This is a genomic window from Kribbella ginsengisoli, assembly GCF_039537185.1.
GTDB lineage: Bacteria > Actinomycetota > Actinomycetes > Propionibacteriales > Kribbellaceae > Kribbella > Kribbella koreensis.
The window spans coordinates 113,946-131,101 of sequence record NZ_BAABAA010000013.1; the positions used below are offsets into that span (position 1 = coordinate 113,946).

Annotated in this window: 17 protein-coding genes; 11 read left to right on the top strand and 6 right to left on the bottom strand. The window is 68.6% G+C overall.

Translation table 11 applies throughout. The annotated features are described in order from the left end of the window. Positions 1-41 precede the first annotated feature (41 nt). A complete protein-coding gene (locus ABD768_RS33695) occupies positions 42-3,077 on the top strand; it encodes a choice-of-anchor D domain-containing protein (RefSeq protein ID WP_344847611.1) in 3,036 nt (1,011 codons plus the stop codon). Between the two features lie 46 nt (positions 3,078-3,123). Here ABD768_RS33695 and ABD768_RS33700 read toward each other — a convergent pair whose 3' ends face one another. Beyond that, entirely contained in the window at positions 3,124-3,939 is an 816-nt protein-coding gene (locus ABD768_RS33700) for an MBL fold metallo-hydrolase (protein WP_344847613.1), read from the bottom strand. A 171-nt stretch (positions 3,940-4,110) separates the two neighbouring features. Between ABD768_RS33700 and ABD768_RS33705 the strand changes: the two genes are divergently transcribed. From ABD768_RS33705 to ABD768_RS33740, 8 genes are all read left to right on the top strand, one after another. Continuing rightward, positions 4,111-4,707 carry a CGNR zinc finger domain-containing protein gene (locus tag ABD768_RS33705; RefSeq protein WP_344847615.1) on the top strand — a complete coding sequence of 199 codons (597 nt, stop codon included), beginning with the start codon at positions 4,111-4,113 and terminating at the stop codon, positions 4,705-4,707. Beyond that, complete coding sequence (locus ABD768_RS33710) at positions 4,704-5,534, top strand: alpha/beta fold hydrolase (protein WP_344847617.1); 831 nt, start codon at positions 4,704-4,706, stop codon at positions 5,532-5,534. The genes ABD768_RS33705 and ABD768_RS33710 overlap by 4 nt, the downstream gene beginning before the upstream one ends. A 180-nt stretch (positions 5,535-5,714) precedes the next feature. Further along, positions 5,715-6,095, top strand: a complete 381-nt coding sequence (gene sdhC, locus ABD768_RS33715) for a succinate dehydrogenase, cytochrome b556 subunit (protein WP_328334359.1) — start codon at positions 5,715-5,717, stop codon at positions 6,093-6,095. A gap of 2 nt (positions 6,096-6,097) precedes the next feature. Continuing rightward, a complete protein-coding gene (locus tag ABD768_RS33720; RefSeq protein WP_343969008.1) occupies positions 6,098-6,553 on the top strand; it encodes a succinate dehydrogenase hydrophobic membrane anchor subunit in 456 nt (151 codons plus the stop codon). A 12-nt stretch (positions 6,554-6,565) separates the two neighbouring features. After that, positions 6,566-8,308, top strand: a complete 1,743-nt coding sequence (gene sdhA, locus ABD768_RS33725; protein ID WP_344847619.1) for a succinate dehydrogenase flavoprotein subunit — start codon at positions 6,566-6,568, stop codon at positions 8,306-8,308. Further along, positions 8,308-9,012 carry a succinate dehydrogenase iron-sulfur subunit gene (locus ABD768_RS33730; protein ID WP_343969012.1) on the top strand — a complete coding sequence of 235 codons (705 nt, stop codon included), beginning with the start codon at positions 8,308-8,310 and terminating at the stop codon, positions 9,010-9,012. Before sdhA ends, ABD768_RS33730 begins: the two co-directional genes overlap by 1 nt. 61 nt (positions 9,013-9,073) lie before the next feature. Beyond that, positions 9,074-9,586 (top strand): RNA polymerase sigma factor, encoded by a 513-nt coding sequence (locus ABD768_RS33735; protein WP_343969013.1) that lies wholly within the window; start codon positions 9,074-9,076, stop codon positions 9,584-9,586. Next, positions 9,579-10,751 carry a beta propeller repeat protein gene (locus tag ABD768_RS33740; RefSeq protein ID WP_344847622.1) on the top strand — a complete coding sequence of 391 codons (1,173 nt, stop codon included), beginning with the start codon at positions 9,579-9,581 and terminating at the stop codon, positions 10,749-10,751. Before ABD768_RS33735 ends, ABD768_RS33740 begins: the two co-directional genes overlap by 8 nt. On the opposite strand, the gene ABD768_RS33745 is transcribed toward ABD768_RS33740, so the two are convergent. Both ABD768_RS33745 and ABD768_RS33750 read right to left on the bottom strand, forming a co-directional pair. Further along, positions 10,748-11,173, bottom strand: coding sequence for a DUF2000 family protein (locus ABD768_RS33745; RefSeq protein WP_344847624.1), 426 nt, complete (start codon positions 11,171-11,173; stop codon positions 10,748-10,750). The two genes, ABD768_RS33740 and ABD768_RS33745, sit on opposite strands and share 4 nt — an antisense overlap. Before the next feature lie 45 nt (positions 11,174-11,218). Next, positions 11,219-11,620, bottom strand: a complete 402-nt coding sequence (locus ABD768_RS33750) for a MarR family winged helix-turn-helix transcriptional regulator (RefSeq protein WP_343969019.1) — start codon at positions 11,618-11,620, stop codon at positions 11,219-11,221. A gap of 54 nt (positions 11,621-11,674) precedes the next feature. Between ABD768_RS33750 and ABD768_RS33755 the strand changes: the two genes are divergently transcribed. Further along, entirely contained in the window at positions 11,675-12,415 is a 741-nt protein-coding gene (locus ABD768_RS33755; RefSeq protein WP_344847626.1) for an alpha/beta fold hydrolase, read from the top strand. Here ABD768_RS33755 and ABD768_RS33760 read toward each other — a convergent pair. Then, positions 12,371-13,201 (bottom strand): M55 family metallopeptidase, encoded by an 831-nt coding sequence (locus tag ABD768_RS33760; protein WP_344847628.1) that lies wholly within the window; start codon positions 13,199-13,201, stop codon positions 12,371-12,373. The two genes, ABD768_RS33755 and ABD768_RS33760, sit on opposite strands and share 45 nt — an antisense overlap. Positions 13,202-13,224: 23 nt before the next feature. Here ABD768_RS33760 and ABD768_RS33765 point away from each other — a divergent pair, with 23 nt between their 5' ends. After that, the gene (locus ABD768_RS33765; protein ID WP_344847630.1) at positions 13,225-14,019 is read left to right on the top strand and encodes a helix-turn-helix domain-containing protein; all 795 of its coding nucleotides are present in this window, start codon (positions 13,225-13,227) and stop codon (positions 14,017-14,019) included. On the opposite strand, the gene ABD768_RS33770 is transcribed toward ABD768_RS33765, so the two are convergent. Both ABD768_RS33770 and ABD768_RS33775 read right to left on the bottom strand, forming a co-directional pair. Beyond that, positions 13,991-14,227, bottom strand: coding sequence for an SCO4848 family membrane protein (locus tag ABD768_RS33770; protein ID WP_343969023.1), 237 nt, complete (start codon positions 14,225-14,227; stop codon positions 13,991-13,993). The two genes, ABD768_RS33765 and ABD768_RS33770, sit on opposite strands and share 29 nt — an antisense overlap. A 4-nt stretch (positions 14,228-14,231) precedes the next feature. After that, positions 14,232-16,991, bottom strand: coding sequence for a helix-turn-helix transcriptional regulator (locus ABD768_RS33775; protein ID WP_344847632.1), 2,760 nt, complete (start codon positions 16,989-16,991; stop codon positions 14,232-14,234). Positions 16,992-17,156 lie beyond the last annotated feature (165 nt).

Sequence of the window (17,156 nt, forward strand, 5' to 3'; positions counted from 1 at the left end):
GCCTTCGGGGGCCTGCCGGAATCGCCTGCTCTGGAGATTCGATGCGTCGCGCCCGCAAGACCGTCCTGCTCCGCACTGCCCTGGCCGCGGCTCTCGCGGCCATCACCGTGCCGTTCATCGCCCATGCCGCCTTCGGTGACGAGGCCGTCACAGCCCCGACCGCCCAGGTGTTCCCGACCCGGCAGGGCGTCGGCATCGTCTGGAGCGACGTCGACGCAGCGGGCTACCGCGTGGAGCGCAGGCAAGCCGCCGCCGACTGGCAAGACGTCAGTGGCACGCTCGCGGCCTCGGCCACCAGCTGGATCGACGAGTCCATCCCGGCCGGCAGCGCCGCGGAGTACCGCGTCATCGGTGAGTCCGACTCCGCTCCTGCCACGAGCCCCTCGGTCACTGCCACCAGAGTCGAAGAACCCCCAGCCGTCGGCGACATCGACGCCCTCGCCCTGGACGCGAACCGCGGCGCAGGAGTCACCTGGCTCCAGAACGAGACCGCCACACCAGTCACGGCCTCAGCACCGGCCGACGGTTCCCGGGTCCTTTCCGCAGGCTCGCTCAAGGTGAAGCTTCCGGCGTTCATCGCCGGACCGGGCAACTACGACCTGCCCCAGGTCGCACTGACCCAAGGCGATCGAACGTGCAGCACAGAGGCTGTCCTGCGGGTCAAGGCGGTCAGCTACACGCCCGACCTGCAACTCGAAACCTTCGCGGCATCCCTGGCCGCCTGGTCGTGTGCGGGCTCTGCCGTGACCGTGGCCGCGGAACTCCGTTTCCACAGCGCGATCGGCTACCAGGCCCTGTCCGTCACACCGGACAAGCTGGACGCCGGCCGGGTCGAGGTCGGGAGCTCCGTGAACCAGACGGTCACCCTCAAGAACACCGGCACCGAGGCAGTGAAGTTCGGCCCCATCGCGCTCAACAACGGCGCAGGACCGGACTGGACGCTGGCCCGCGAGTGTGGGCAGTCCTTGCCCGCAGGCGCTTCGTGCACGCTGACGGTGAAGTTCCTGCCGGACGAAGGGCGGGCGGGCTACTGGGCCCGGCTGACGATCGAGGACTCCACCACGCTCAACCGGCACACCGTCGAGATGACCGGCACAGGCACCTCGCTGCCGAAGGCACCGCAGTCCATCAACGTCGTACCCACCTATCGGGGCCTCGCGCTGCGGTGGCAGGACTGGCCGTCCGCGGGAGGCACTCCGGTGCGTGGCTACTTCCTGCACCGCTACCTGGACGGTCAGGAGACGACGCAGTGGGTCGACGCCGGTTCGAGCTGGGCGGGGTGGATCACGGTCACCGAGACCGTGCCGAAGCCAGGGACGGAGTACGCGCTCTCGGTCGTCAACGAGATCGGCGACGGCCCGATCGGGGCCCGGGTGAAGGCGGCTCGCCCGACAGCGCAGATCGCCCTCACCGAGGGACCTGCCGGGACTCGCGAACTGACGGCTGCCACCCTGGACGGCACTGTCGTCGGGTTCGCGGTCGGCCCCGACTCGGTCACGCCGAAGGCGGCCCTCGCCAGTGCGCCGGACGGCCGTTCGCTCGCCTTCGTGACGAGCAACACGGACAAGGTTTTGTGGGCCCAGCGGGTGGCTCCGGGCGGAATCGGCGTGCCGCTGAAGTTGTGGACGTCCCAGGCAGCGATCACCCATCTGTCCTGGTCCCCGGACGGCACTCGGATCGCCTTTCAGACACCGGAGAACGGCACGCCCTGTGTCTCCGTCATCTCGGCGGCCGGTGGTACGCCGGAGAAGGTCGCGTGCGACGTCACCAGCCCGAGCTGGATGCCGGACGCGCAGACCCTGATCGTCGTCGACCGGCGGCTCGCTGGTGACGACCGGTTCGCCCGGATCCAGGCGAAGGCGGGCGGCGCGCGGGTGGCGACGTTGGCGGCGCCGACGGCGGCCGCGGACGGTATGCCGGTCCGGGTCTCACCCGATGGCAGGTTGGTTGCCTTCGGCTCCGGCAGCACCGTGAGGCTCATCGACTTCACCTCGGCGTCGGTACTGACGAGCCCGCCGCTACCTGCGCCGATCCGCTCGCTCAGCTGGGACCCGGACGGCGAGCAGTTGCTCGCACTCGGTGTCGACGACCAGGTCCACAGGCTCAACCCCGGGCGGCTGGAGCAGACTCCGACCAAGCTGCCCGGCGGCCCCGCGGGCCATCGGCTGGATATCGCCTGGCAGCGGCTCGGACTGACGATCGCGCCGACAGCAGGTGTCCTCGGCCCTCAGGTCTCCATCGGCTTCGACGCTTCGGCCTTGTTGCCGGGGACGACGTTCACCTGTGCTGTGGACGGAAGTACGCCGGCCGCGTGCACCTCGCCGTATGTGGCGACGAACCTGCGCTCGGGAGAGCAGACCCTGACGATCACTGCCACAGAACCCGACGGCCGGGTGACCAAGGCGTTCCGGACGTTCACCGTCGACGCCACTGGTCCGGTGGCGCGGACGCTGGCGCCGGCGTACCAGGGGTCGACGGCCACGACGGCCGCGGTGAAGGTGACGGCCACGGATGCCAACGGGGTCGCGACGTACGACGTGCGGTACCGCCGGGCGTCGTACGCCGGGGCATACAGCGCGTATGTGCAGCCGTGGACGAACACGACCGCGACCTCGATGAACCTCGCGATGGCGGCGGGCTACGAGTACTGCGTCTCCGTCCGGGCGAAGGACAAGCTCGGGAACGTCGGCCAGTGGAGTGCGGAACGGTGTTTCTCACGGCCGATGGACGACCGGTTGTTGACCTTGGCAACGACTGGCTGGACGCGGGCCTCGGGGTCGGCGTTCTACCTCGGCACGACGACGCAGACCTCGGCGTACGGGAAGGCTCTCACCCGGAGCGTGCAGGGCAAGCGGTTCTTCCTGGTCGCGACCCGATGCCCGACCTGTGGGTCGGTCGCGGTCTACGCGGGCAGCAAGTACCTGACCACGCTCAATCTGGCCTCTCCGACCACACAGCGGCAGGTGCTGCTCGGACTGCCCGTGCAGACCACGCTCTTCAGCGGCACGCTGACCTTCAGTACCCGCTCGACGGGCAAGCTCGTCCAGATCGACGGTCTCGCGGTGGGCCGCACCTGACCAGGCGCCGGAGGCCCCGTCGTACGGCGGAGCCTCCGGTCAGCACTCAGGTCAGGTGGTCGTAGTGGCCGCGGGCCCAGGCTGCGTGCCGGTCCGCGGAGAAGCGGACGACCGCGCGGGCGTCGACAGGGATGGATGCCCCGAAGTTGCCGTACAGCCGGTCGTACTCGAAGACGTCGAGGGCCTTGGCGACCCGGTCGACGACGGCGCCCGAGAGCGGGATGCGGTTCGGGTAGCTGCGCATGAAGCTCACCGACGTACGGTCCGGGTTGGCGAAGATGGTGTCGCCGGCCAGGATCACTCCCTTGCCCTCGGCCCCTTCCGCCCAGTGCACGACCGCGCTGCCCGGGAAGTGCCCGCCCGGCTGGATCAGCGTGACGCCCGGCAACAGGTCCAGGGTGCCGGACCAGAGCTTGATCGCCTCGTCGTCGCGCGCCACCCACTGCTTGTCGGCCTCGGACACATACACCGGTACGCCGCCGAGCCGCTTGCTCCACTCGACCTGTACGCCGTACATGTGCGGGTGACTCGCGATGATCGCCTTGACCTCGCCCAGCGCCCGCACCTGCTCGACCGCCTCGTCATCCAGGTACCCGATCGGGTCCCACAGCAGGTTGCCCTCAGCGGTCTGCACAACCATCGACTGCTGCCCGATCCCCGCACTGGGCGTCGAGGTCACCCCGTGCAACCCGGGCTCAACCTCCTTGACCTCCACCTTGTACCCCGCCGCGGACAGCGCCTCGAGCGTCGTCCAGTGCTGCCCATCAGCAGGCACCCACTGCCGCTCGTCCGCGCAGATGGCACACACCTCGACCTGCTCGGAATGCTCCACCGCACAGGTCTCACAGATCCAGAAACTCACTGTCGTCCCCTCTCCTGTTGTCACCGATGCCCACGCTAGGCCCGAAAAGGTTCGCCGGCACGGGCCAATCCGCCTCCCGGAGCGCGGTCCACTGGATCGTCGAGCTTCAACCACGCTTGAGGTCAATCGCTCCTCTTGCCTGTAACCTGCTCAGCCGGTTACATTGCGGAGATGAACGCGCTGGAGTTCCGGTTCCAGACCGGCAGCCTGTCCACGGATCTCGTGGCGACCGTCGGCCGCCGGCTCGCGGGCGGGCTCGAGCGCCTCACGAGCACGACCCGCCTGACCGACTGGCTGACGGAGGCAGAGCTGCTCGAGGCCGGCCCTGTCGCCGCCAGCTCCGAGCGGCGGCAGGTCGTTGGCACCGAGCTCCGGCAAGCCCAAGAGCTGCGCGAGGCGACGTACCGGCTGATGCTCAGCCGGATCACCGGTCAGCCCGCCACGGCGGCTGACTGCCGCGTGCTCAACGGGTGGGCGCGAAAGCGTCGACCGCCACCTCAGCTGCGCGAGGACGGGTCACTCGCTCCGCAGCGGGCTGCCACCGACGATGTCGCGATGGCCCTCGGAGTCATCGCGCGCGACGCGATCGACGTGCTGACCGGCGACCGCGCACAGTACCTGCGGGCCTGCGAGGCGGGCGATTGCGGGATGCTCTACCTCGACCACTCTCAAGGCCGGACCCGGCGCTGGTGCTCGATGAAGGAGTGCGGCAACCGAGCCAAGGTCGCCGCCCATCGGGCCCGCCAACGGGAAGGCGCCACCTCATGATCCAGCATCTGCGAGTGACAGTCTCCAGTACTACGTTGCACACCGTCATCGCCGGCGACGGCGATCCCGTCGTACTCCTGCACGGCTGGCCGGTGACCTGGTACCACTGGCGCCACCTCATTCCAGTGCTTGCCCGCAAGCACACCGTGATCGCCCCAGACCTGCGCGGACTGGGTGACTCCGACCGTCCACTCGGGGCCTACGGCAAGGAAGCGCTCGCCGCGGACATCGCCGAACTCACCGACCAGCTGACTATCGGGCGGTTCGCGCTGATCGGCCATGACTTCGGCGGCTCCGTCGCCTGCGCACTGGCTGCCGCCCATCGGGACAAGGTGAGTCGACTGGTGATCGAGGAGGAACTGCTGGCGGGGTGCCCAGTCGACCCCGATCTGGTCAGCCTGCGGTACCCGCGCTGGCATAACGCGTTCCACGCCGTTCCCGACGTACCGGAGTTGCTGATCACGGGTAAGGAACGTGAGCATCTGGGCCTCTTCTGGAGCCTCACCGGGAGTGGCAGACCGTTCTCGCGGTCCGTGATCGAGGAGTACGAGCGGACCTACCTCACCCCCGGCGCTCTGCGGGTCGGACTGTCCTACTACCGATCAGGCTCCGAGGACGCCGAACTCAACCGCCGGACGGCCCTTCAGCCGCTGGAGTTGCCCGTGCTCGCGATCGGTGGGGACGAGGGCATGGCGACCGCGGTCGAGGCTTCCGTGCGGCAGATCGCCTCCGACGTCTCAGGGGTGGTCGTCGACCGTTGCGGCCACTATCCGGCCGAGGAGCATCCGGACCAGGTCGCGGGGCTGATCGAGGCGTTCCTGTCCTGAGGAGGCGGTCGAGAGCGATGTCACACGTGGGCGGCGCTGTGGTGGGGTGGGGCGGGGATAACATCAAGAACGGCCTGGTTCCCTGCCGGGTCGAGCCGATCGCGGCCCCTTTCGCTGAACTGACGCCCCGGAGTCGCCGCGCCTACCGGCTCTGGTCTGTCGTCCGATCGGAGGATCGGTTTGCCCAGCAAGCCAGTCGGCACCCTGTACCGCGGCCACGAGGGCATGTGGTCGTGGGTGGCGCACCGGATCACCGGCGTCGGGATCTTCTTCTTCCTCCTCGTGCACGTGCTGGACACCGCGCTGGTCCGGGTCTCCCCGGAGGCGTACAACGAGGTCATCGGCACCTACAAGAACCCGATCGTCGGCCTGATGGAGGTCGGGCTGGTCGGGGCGATCCTGTTCCACGCCTTCAACGGCATCCGGCTGATCCTGATCGACTTCTGGGCCAAGGGCCCGCGGCACCAGCGCAAGCTGATGATCGGCGTCGGCGTGGTCTGGGTGCTGCTGTTCGTGCCGTTCGTGATCCGGCACCTGAGCCACGTCTTCGGCGGGGAGTGACCATGTCAGAGATCGCAGCCCCACGCTCCTCCAGCCGGTCCCGGTCACTCAAGGGCGGCGGCCGCAACCGGTCCGGCCAGACCAACTTCGAGCTCTACAGCTGGCTGTTCATGCGGCTGTCCGGCATCGCCTTGGTGGTGCTGGTGCTCGGCCACCTGTTCACCAACCTGATGCTCGGCGGCGGGATCACCGCGCTCGACTTCGGCTTCGTGGCCGGCAAGTGGGCCAACCCGCTGTGGCAGGTCTGGGACCTGCTGATGCTCTGGCTGGCGATGCTGCACGGCACCAACGGGATGCGCACGATCATCAACGACTACGCCGAGAAGGACCAGACCAGGTTCTGGCTCAAGTCGCTGCTGATCACCGCGGCGATCGTGATCGTCGTGCTCGGCACCCTGGTCATCTTCACCTTCGATCCCTGCCTAGACCCGGACAGCACGCTGTCGGTCTGCAAGTAAGGACAGTTCAAGATGCAGCGGCATCAGTACGACGTAGTGATCGTGGGCGCGGGTGGCGCCGGTATGCGCGCCGCGCTCGAGTCGAGCAAGCGGACCCGGACCGCGGTGCTCACCAAGCTCTACCCGACCCGGTCGCACACCGGCGCGGCCCAGGGCGGCATGTGCGCCGCGCTGGCCAACGTCGAGGAGGACAACTGGGAGTGGCACACCTTCGACACGGTCAAGGGCGGTGACTTCCTGGTCGACCAGGACGCCGCCGAGGTGATGTGCCGCGAGGCCGTCGACGCGGTCCTCGACCTGGAGAAGATGGGCCTGCCGTTCAACCGGACGGCCGAGGGCAAGATCGACCAGCGCTTCTTCGGCGGTCACACCCGCAACCACGGCGAGGCGGTCGTCCGCCGGTCCTGCTTCGCGGCGGACCGGACCGGCCACATGATTCTGCAGACGCTGTACCAGCAGTGCATCAAGCAGAACGTGGAGTTCTTCAACGAGTTCTACGTGCTGGACCTGCTGATGGTGGCCGGCAAGGCGACCGGCGTGGTCGCGTACGAGCTGGCCACCGGTGAGCTGCACATCTTCAACGCCAAGTCGATCGTGTTCGCCTCGGGCGGCTTCGGCAAGGTCTTCCGGACCACGTCGAACGCGCACACGCTGACCGGCGACGGGATGGGCATCGTCTGGCGCAAGGGCCTGCCGCTGGAGGACATGGAGTTCTTCCAGTTCCACCCGACCGGCCTGGCGGGCCTCGGCGTACTGCTGTCGGAGGCCGCTCGTGGTGAGGGCGGCATCCTGCGCAACAGCGACAACGAGCGGTTCATGGAGCGGTACGCGCCGACGGTGAAGGACCTCGCGCCGCGCGACATGGTGGCCCGCGCGATGGCGAACGAAGTACGGGAAGGCCGTGGCTGTGGGCCCGACAAGGCCTACGTGATGCTCGACCTGACCCACCTCGAGCCCGCGCACATCGACGCCAAGCTGCCGGACATCACCGAGTTCGCCCGCACGTACCTGGGCGTCGAGCCGTACACCGAGCAGATCCCGGTGTTCCCGACCGCGCACTACGCGATGGGCGGCATCCCGACCAACATCAAGGGCGAGGCGCTGGCCAACAACGACGACGTCATCCCCGGCCTGTACGCCGCGGGCGAGGTCGCCTGCGTCTCGGTGCACGGCGCCAACCGGCTCGGCACCAACTCGCTGCTGGACATCAACGTGTTCGGCCGGCGGGCCGGGATCGCGGCCGCGGAGTACGCCGAAACCGTCGACTACGAAGAGCTGCCGGACCGCCCCGAGACCTTCGTGGTCGAGCTGATCGAGGGCATGCGGAACGCGACCGGCACCGAGCGGGTGGCCGCGATCCGGGCCGATCTGCAGGCGACGATGGACATCAACGCGCAGGTGTACCGGACCGAGGGCTCACTGAAGCAGGCGCTCACCGACATCGAGGCGCTGAAGGTCCGGTTCGCGAACGTTTCCGTGCAGGACAAGGGCAAGCGGTTCAACACGGACCTGCTGGAGGCCGTCGAGCTGGGCTTCCTGCTCGACCTGGCCGAAGTACTGGTGGTGTCGGCGCTGGCCCGCAAGGAGTCCCGGGGCGGGCACTTCCGCGAGGACTACGACAAGCGCGACGACGTGAACTTCATGCGGCACACGATGGCCTACCGGTCGATCGATGCCGAGGGCAACGTCAATATCCGGCTGGACTACAAACCCGTCGTACAGACCCGTTACAAGCCGATGGAGCGGAAGTACTGATGGACGTCAAGGTCAAGATCCTTCGGTACAACCCCGAGGTGCTCGACGAGACCGAGTGGGTGACGTATGCGGTCACCCTGCAGCCGGGCGACCGGGTGCTGGACGCGCTGCACAAGATCAAGTGGGAGCAGGACGGCACGCTGACCTTCCGGCGGTCCTGCGCACACGGCGTCTGCGGCTCGGACGCGATGCGGATCAACGGCCGCAACCGGCTGGCCTGCAAGACGCTGATCAAGGACCTGAACCCGGACAAGGAGATCACCGTCGAGCCCATCAAGGGCCTGCCGGTGCTCAAGGACCTGGTCGTCGACATGGAGCCGTTCTTCGACGCGTACCGCTCCATCATGCCGTTCCTGGTCACCGACGGGCACGAGCCGAGCCGGGAGCGGATCCAGTCGCAGTCCGACCGGGAGCGCTTCGACGACACCACCAAGTGCATCCTCTGCGCCGCCTGCACCACGTCCTGCCCGGTGTTCTGGTCCGACGGCCAGTACTTCGGCCCGCAGGCGATCGTCGGCGCCCACCGGTTCATCTTCGACAGCCGCGACGAGGGCACCGAGCAGCGGCTGGAGATCCTGAACGACAAGGAAGGCGTCTGGCGCTGCCGGACCACCTTCAACTGCACCGAGGCCTGCCCGCGCGGCATCGAGGTCACCAAGGCCATCCAGGAAGTGAAGCGAGCCCTGATCTTCCGCCGGGTCTGATGCAACCGAACCCACTCCCCGGGAGTCGTGCTGACAAAGGGGTCCGAACTGGGGAGTGGTGATGGTTGACGACGAGACGACGGTACGGGAGCTGTACGAGGGGTGTTATCGGCGGCTGGTAGGGCAACTGTTCGCCGTCTGCGGGAATCTCGGTGAGGCCGAGGACGCCGTCCAGGAGGCGTTCGTCAGGGCGGTCGAGAAGCCGCGGCGGTTCGCTCAGGTCGACAACCCGGAGGCGTGGCTGCGGACGGTCGCGCTGAACGTAGTACGCAGCCGCTACCGCCGCGCCACCCGCTTCCACGGGCTGCTCTCGCGACAGGTCGTGCCACCGACGACCACCGCCGGTATGTCCGCCGACCGGGTCGCCCTGGTCGAGGCGCTCCGGCAACTCCCGTACGAGATGCGCGAAGCGATCACCCTGCATCACATCGCCGACCTCCCGATCCGCGAGATCGCGGCCCAGCTCGGCGTCGCCGAGGGCACCGTCAAGGCCCGGCTGTCCCGCGGCCGGGCGCGCCTCGCCCCACTGGTGCAGGAGTTCGCCGACGAAGCCGAGGAGGTCAACCATGTCTGAGCTCAAGGAACTGTCCTGGGAGATCCAGGAGGACGTCCAGCCGCTGCCGTTCGAGCAACTGGAGCGCCGCGGCCGCCGCCGCCGTCGCCGCAACCAGACCCTGGCCGGTACCGGAGTCGCCGCGGCAGTAACGATCGCCGTACTGGCCGCCTTGCTGCCGCTCCGCAACGTGACCGGCACGGAGAAGCCCCCGGTGGCCACCCAGACCGTGCCGATCGCCGTCGACAAGGCAGCCGAAAGCCTGGTCGGTGGGCACGCGAAACTGTCGGAGACCGTCTTCGCCTCCCCCACCCGCTGGGTTGCTTCCTGGGACGGCTCCGGCGAGAAGCAGCGCTACGCGGCGGTGCTGAGCCGGGACGGCGTACGGACGACCACCCCGGTCCGGGACATGTGGTTCTCGGCTCTCCGGATCGGTGGCGACCCGGCCGCCGTGTCCGGGCCCAAGGGCACCGGTGACAAGTTCGATCCGAGCTGGGCCCAGACGCTGCTGGTCCGGCTGACCGCCGACGGCAAGGTCGAGAAGAAGCTGCACTGGGCCGCGCCGACGACGACCTTCGGCAAGAACGAGGTCCTCACCTATGACGTGATCCACGACCACGTCCCGCTGATCCTCGATCCGGACGCCGGCACGTTGCGCAGACTCGTGATCGACGGGACGGAATACCTCTCGTCCCCGGTTCAGGACGGCACCGGACGCTGGTGGCTGGTGGGCGGGAAGTACGAGGGAACGAGCTACATCTTCTGGACCGACGACGGCGGCAGGACGTGGGGCAAGACGGTCATGGATCCGAAGTCCCAGGCCGGCGACATCCACGTCAGCGCTGATGGCAACACCGCCGTCGCCTACTCGACGGGCGGGGGCGCGGGCTCGCTGCTGAGGGTGTCGACCGATCGCGGGGCGACCTGGACGACCGTCGGCCCCAGGGAACGCACCTGGGCCAGGGGGCCGGTTGCGTTGAACGGCGGCCGCGTCCTGCTGCTGGAGGGCGAACTCGTCCTGCTGGGCGGCGGCCGGCTCGGCACCGCGCCACCCAAGGACTCGTACGAGCTACGCGGCGACGACAACCTCCTGTACGTGACGATCTCGCGCCCGGACGGAACGCAGCAGTCGATCGCGACCAGCACCGATCTCGGCAAGACGTGGAAGGAGTTCGAGCCCCGCTAGGGGTGCATGCGGGCGCCCTTGAGGATCTTGTCGACGGCGTTCTTCGGTCCGTGCAGAGCCAGTCCGACCAGGTCGAGCTGGCTCTGCTGGACTGCTTTGACGGCTGCGCGGTTGTCGCGGTCGTTGCCGGTGGCAAACAAGTCCTGGGTGAAGACGGAGATGGTCAGGCCGCGGCTGAGGGCCCGTTGGTGGGCGGTCGGCATGAACTCCTTGGCCGCCTCGAAGACCAGCACCGGCTGGCGGAACATGGGGAGGTACCGGGTCCCGTCGGCGTCCTCGTAGGGCTCGCCCACCAACTCGGGGCCGGTCGCGGCGATACCGCTGACCAGGAACGCGGTGACGTTCAGCCGTTGCCAAGTGGGGAGGTCGTCCCGGAGCAGGACGGCGAGCTTGGTGTCGAAGCGAATCGGTTCGTTGTCCACAGACCCCAATCTGCCGTCGCCGGCGTACCGGGGTCTTGTACGTTCCTAACCGAGAGCCTTGGTCAGCAGGCTCAGCAGGGTCTCGCGTTCGGCGGCCGAGAGCGAGCCGACCGACGCGGTGAGGACCGAGTCGAGGGCGTCGGCGCCTTGGCGGCGGATCTGCTCGCCTTCCGGGGTGGGTTTGTGGCGGATGGCTCGGCCGGGGCCTTCTACTCGGGTGATCAGGCCTCGGGCGATCATCCGGGTGGCCAGGGAGCCCATGGACTGGTCGGTCTGGAAGGTCAGTTGGGCGAGGTCGTGCAGGGATGCCTCGGGGTGTTCGTGGAGGCGGCGGAGGACGTCCCATTGGGGGAGGGAGACACCCAGTGGGGCCAGCAGCTTGGTGGCTTCGGTGTGGTGTTGCCATTGGAGGCGCTTCACGGCGATGCCGATCTCCTGCAGGGTCACAGAGGTCAGATTACCAGGTTGTTTATATAAGGATATTGATCTAAGGTTCCTTATATGACTTCCTTTACGGCTCTGGGCACTGGTCCGAATGTTCTGCTGTTGCACGGTGGGGGTGGGCCGCAGACGGTGGCTGGGTTTGCTGAGTTGCTCTCGGCGGACCACCACGTGGTGACGCCTACTCATCCTGGGTTCGGAGGTACGGCGCGGCCGACCGGGCTGACTACCATCGCTGGGCTGGCTGCGGTCTACGCGGAGCTCCTGGATGAGCTGGAGCTCGACGAGGTGACCGTCGTGGGCAACTCGATCGGTGGGTGGATCGCGGCGGAGCTGGCGTTGCTGCGGGCCGATCGGCTGAAGGCCGTTGTGCTGGTCGATGCGGTGGGGATCGAGGTGGACGGGCATCCGGTGGCGGACTTCTTCGCGCTGGACTTCCCGACGATCGCCAGGCTGAGCTACTTCGCCCCGGAGAAGTTCCAGATCGACCCGGAGGCGCTGCCGCCGGCGGCGCGGGAGGTGCTGGCGGGCAACCGGGCGGCGCTGGCCGTCTACGCCACCGAGATGACCGACCCGACGTTGCGCGGGCGGCTGGCTGGGGTCAAGGTGCCTACCCACGTCATCTGGGGTGATTGCGACCGGATCGTCGATCCCGAGTACGGGCGCGCGTTCGCCGAGGCGATTCCGGGGGCGACTTTCGAAGTACTGGAGAACACCGGGCATCTCCCCCAGCTCGAGAGCCCGGAGCTGCTTGCGTCAGCAGTACGGCGGGTTGCTGGTGATCGCGGTCGCGACGCGTAGGAAGAGGTTGAAGAGGCGGTAGAGGTCAGGCATCGGCGCCTCGACCAGAACCGTGCGATCGTCGGTGCGGGTGACGCCCGGGATGGCCGGCAGGTGCGAGGCGACCGACGCGTTCTGCCAGCGCACGGCCAGCCGGTGAGCACTCCGGCTCACCGTCGGCGTCGTGCGCGGCGTACGCACGGCGGCCTCGACCCCGGCCTCGATTGCGGCGCGAGCCTCGGCGACCGGCACCAGCTGAGCAGCGAAGCGATCCTTCGCGAACTTCACCGGCACGACAGTCACCGACGAGTCCCACTCGGTCATCTCCGCGCAAGCACTGTCATCGCCGGTCAGAGCAGCCACCGGTACGCCGTACGCCGCGGCCGTCGCCTGCAGCAGCCCGATCTCCCCGACCACCCGATCGTCGAGCCAGATGTCCTCGATCTCGTGCCCCATGAAGCTGTGGCTGAGCACCCCCAGCACCCCGGCCCGGGCATGGAACCCGACGCAGACGACCGCGTCGTACCCCGGGGTCAGCCCCTCGATCATCCCCATCGGCTTCGGCCGGCCCTTGATCAGCGTGACCCGGGGATCGAGCTGGTCAGGCAGCAGATTGCGCATCGGCCCGTGCGCGTCGTTGACGAGCACCGACGACGCCCCACCCGCGAAGGCCCCGCGGACGGCCGCGTTCACATCCTCGGTCATCATCACCCGGCCGCGCTCGTAGTCCCGCCCACCAGGCTGGACGTCCTCCGCGTCGACCAGCCCCGTGACGCCTTCCATGTCCGCGCTGACGTAGACCTTCATACCCCGAGCGTATGTTGGATGCTGTGAGTAGTGGCGCGCAGGTGAAGGCCTGGCGACCCGCCATGGACGGGGTCGTCGAGGTGTTGCACGCCTACTTCCCGTCGCACGCGTACCCGAGCCACACGCACGACGCCTGGACCGTACTGATCGTCGACGAGGGCGCTGTCCGGTACGACCTGGACCACCGCGAGCACGGGCTGGCACAAGCGCAGGTGTCGCTCCTGCCGCCCAATGTCCCGCACGACGGCCGATCCGTGCACCCGGAGGGCTTCCGCAAGCGCGTGCTCCACCTGGACCCGGATCGCCTCGGCGGAGCCGGCCTGGTCGGCGCAGCGGTCGACACCCCGGAGTACGTCGATCCTGTACTCCGGCAGCGCATCCACCAGCTCCATGGCGTGCTGGTGGACGGCCGCGAAGACCTGGAAGCGCAGAGCCGACTCACCCTGATCGAGGAGCGCCTGCAACAGCACCTGCGCCAGCAGGTCATCGACCCACCGGACCGGCGGGACGCAGCCGTCGCGACCAAGCTGAGGGAGGTGCTCGACGGGCACCTGCTCCAAGGGATCACCCTCGACGAGGCGTCGAAGCTGGTGCACGCGCACCCGGTCCACCTGGTCCGCGCGTTCAGCCGGGAGTACGGCATGCCGCCGCACCGCTACCTGACCGGGCGGCGGGTCGAGCTGGCCCGGCGCTACCTACTCGAAGGCCGCCCAGCCGCGGAGGTCGCAGTACTGGCCGGGTTCTACGACCAGTCGCACCTGAACCGGCACTTCCGCAAGATGCTCGGGGTCAGTCCGTCGCGTTTCGCGCGTCCGTGAGCGCCTTGCTCTTGAGCGCCTGCACGCCCCACTTGCCGAGCACGGCCGCGATCACCAGGTTCACCACGATCAGCACGGTGTGCGCGATGTAGTACCCCTTGGGACGGCCTTCCGTGCCGGCCAGGTTCTTGATGAACGTCACGTAGGTGACGACGTTCCAGACGGCGATACCGATCAGGACCAGAGCATGCTTGCGTTCTAGCTTCACCCGACTAGTGTCCGTTGCGGTCGACAGTGCGCAGCAGTTGGGTGCGGTTGGCGACGCCGAAGCGGCGGTACAGCCTGGTCAGTTGGGACTCGACCGCCTTGACGCTCAGGTAGAGCGCCGCCGCGATCTCCCGGTTGGTGGAGCCGTCCCGGACCATCGCGACGATCTGCAGCTCGTTGTCGGTCAGCTCGGACGGCTGCCGGCTCCGGCTCGGTACGTCGAGACGCGCCAACTCCGTCTCGGCCACCTCACGCCAGGCGGGCGCGCCGTACGCCTCGAACTGCTCGATCGCGTCCAGGAACGCCGTCCGCGCCACCGACCGGCGACGAGCCTGCCGGGCCACCCGGCCACGGGTCAGCTCGCAACGAGCCAGGTCGAGCGGGTAGATGTGGTCCCCCGCCGTCGTGATCGTCTTCTCCAGCAGCTCCAGCGCCGCGGCCGGGTCGCCCTGCTTGGCGATCAGCAGCGCCTCGGAACGCGCCAGCCCGAGCAACACGACCGACCGGTCGAGCGTCTCGGCCCGCTCCCTGATCTCGGCGATGAGAGCGGCTGCGTCATCGAGTCGACCTGCAGCGACCAGTGCCTCGGCGTAGTCCGCGTGCCAGGGGATGATGGCCGGGTCGTACGGCATCGCGCCCTCACCCGAGTCCGCGATCGCATCGAAGGCCTCGACCGCCCGCTGCGGATCACCCATCAGTACGCCGATGATGCCGACGCCCATGAGCGCCGGGCCGGTCCACTCCTCGTTGCCGACGAGCTTGCAGCCCTCGAGTGCCGCATCGGCCAGCTCACGCGCCATCGTCGCCGTTCCGCCCGCCCACTCGGCGCGGCAGGCGACGACCAGACCCACCTCGGGCTCGTCGCCCAGATCCTGCATCAGCTGGTAGCACTCGTGACCCGCGACAAGCGCGTCGGCCCCACGGCCGCTGCGCTCGTAGATGGCCGTCGCGGAGATCAGCGTCGAGGCCAGCCAGCGGACCGCGCCTGCCTCCCGCACCTCGTCGACCAGCGCGCTGATCTGCTCGATCGCCGCACTCGTCCGGCCACCGAACAACTCACGCATCGCCGCCATCTGCCGCGCGTTCACCACAGCCATCGACAGCGGCAGCGCACGGGCCAGCTCAGCCGCCTGCTCCAGCAGTGCATCGGACGAGCCCTGCTCGCCACCACGCGCCATCCGGATGTTGCTGGCCGCGCTCAAAGCCTCGATCAGGACCTCGGTATCGCCGCACTCCCGCGCCAGCCTCTCGGCCACCTCGGCGTCCTCCTGGGCGTCGTCGAACCGCCGCTCGAAGTACGCGCTGTTGCTGCGCAGGATCCGCACCCGTGCCTCGAGCTGCGGGTCACCCACTGCCGCCTCGAAGGCTTCCGCCAGCAGTGCGATCCGCTGCTCCCGCTCGGGCCATGCAGCGTCCGCCAGGAGCAGGAGTGCCGCCACCTTGGTCTCTGGACGAGTCGCAGCCTGTACTGCGAGCCGCGCCATCTCGGCCGACTCGACCAGGTGCCCGGCCGCCGCGGCAGCATCTGCCGCACTGGTCAGCCGCATAGCCCGGTCGTCTTGCTCGTCAGCAGGCGTGCGCTCGGCAGCGAGGCGCCAGAGCGTCGCAGCAGCTCCAAGCGCTCCACGGCCGCCCGCGACGACAGCAGCCGCCTCGATGGTGGCCGCGAGACCAGTGTCAGCCTCCTGCGTCGCCAGAGCCCGGTGGGTCGCGTTCTCGACCGGCTCGTCTACCACCAGGGCCAGCTGGGCGTGTGCTTGTCTGCGGGCGGCAGAGGTCGCCTCGGCGTACACGAACTCCCTGAGGAGGGGGTGAGAGAAGCGCAGCCGCTCGGACGAGACATCGATCAAGCCGAGCGCTTCTGCCTCGGCCAGGCCGACATCGACCGGGCGGTTGAGGGACTGGGCCAGCTGGCTGGTCGTCGGGCGCGGCGAGGAGGCTGCGTGCAACAGCAGCTCGTACGTCGCCGGAGTGAGGTCGGCGAGCCGGTCCCCCAGCAGCGTCTTCAGCCGACTCGACACTGGCAGCGGGTCGTTGGGCGAGACGCCTTGCGGGTGGCGGAGGATGGCCCGGCCCAGCTCCAGTGCCATGAACGGGTTGCCTGCGCTCGCGGTGAAGATGCGGCGCGCAGTACGGACAGGTAGCGGGCTGGAGAGCCTGTTGCGGAGCAGGGCGAGTACGTCGGGCTCGGCGAGCGGTGGGACTTCCAGCTGCAGCACGGGCTCAGGGCAGGCCTCGGCCATCACCGGGAGGTCGCCGTCGGCCACCTGCTCAGTGGCGAGCATGTGGACGCCCTCGGTCAGGCGCCGGGCGCAGAAGGTCAGTACTTCGAGACTGGACGGGTCGACCCATTGGATGTCGTCGACAACCAGCAGGACCGGTCCAGAGGCCGCCAGGCGACGCAGTACGTGCAGCACTGCGAGGCGCACGGCCAGCTCGTCGCGGACCGTGTCGGGGGCACTCGACTTGAGCAGTGCCACCTCCAGCGGCTGGCGGAGGTGGTCGGGCAGCACCTGCCAGGCGAGCTCGAGCTGGTTGGACAACAGGTCGAGGAGGGTGACGTACGGCAGGCCGGCCTCGCTCTGGGAGGGGGCGGCGCTCAGTACGCGACAGCCGGCCCGGGCCCGTTCAGCGACCAGCGCCCGGCCGGTGGCGGACTTGCCGATCCCGGTCGGGCCGTAGAGCAGCACGCTGCCACTGGTCTCGAGCTGCTTCTTCGCACGCTCGACCAGTCCGGCGCGCCCGACCAGCTCGTCGTCAGTCATCGATCCACATTCTCCCCGAAGGATTACATTCGCCGACATCACAGTCGAGTGCCAATGGCCACGGCGAGTGTCACATATGGAGATCGCCCGGCCATCAGCTCGTTACCTCACTGTTTAAACGAGTAACCCGCACAAAAGTGCGCAATTCCCCGGCGCGGCGCTCAA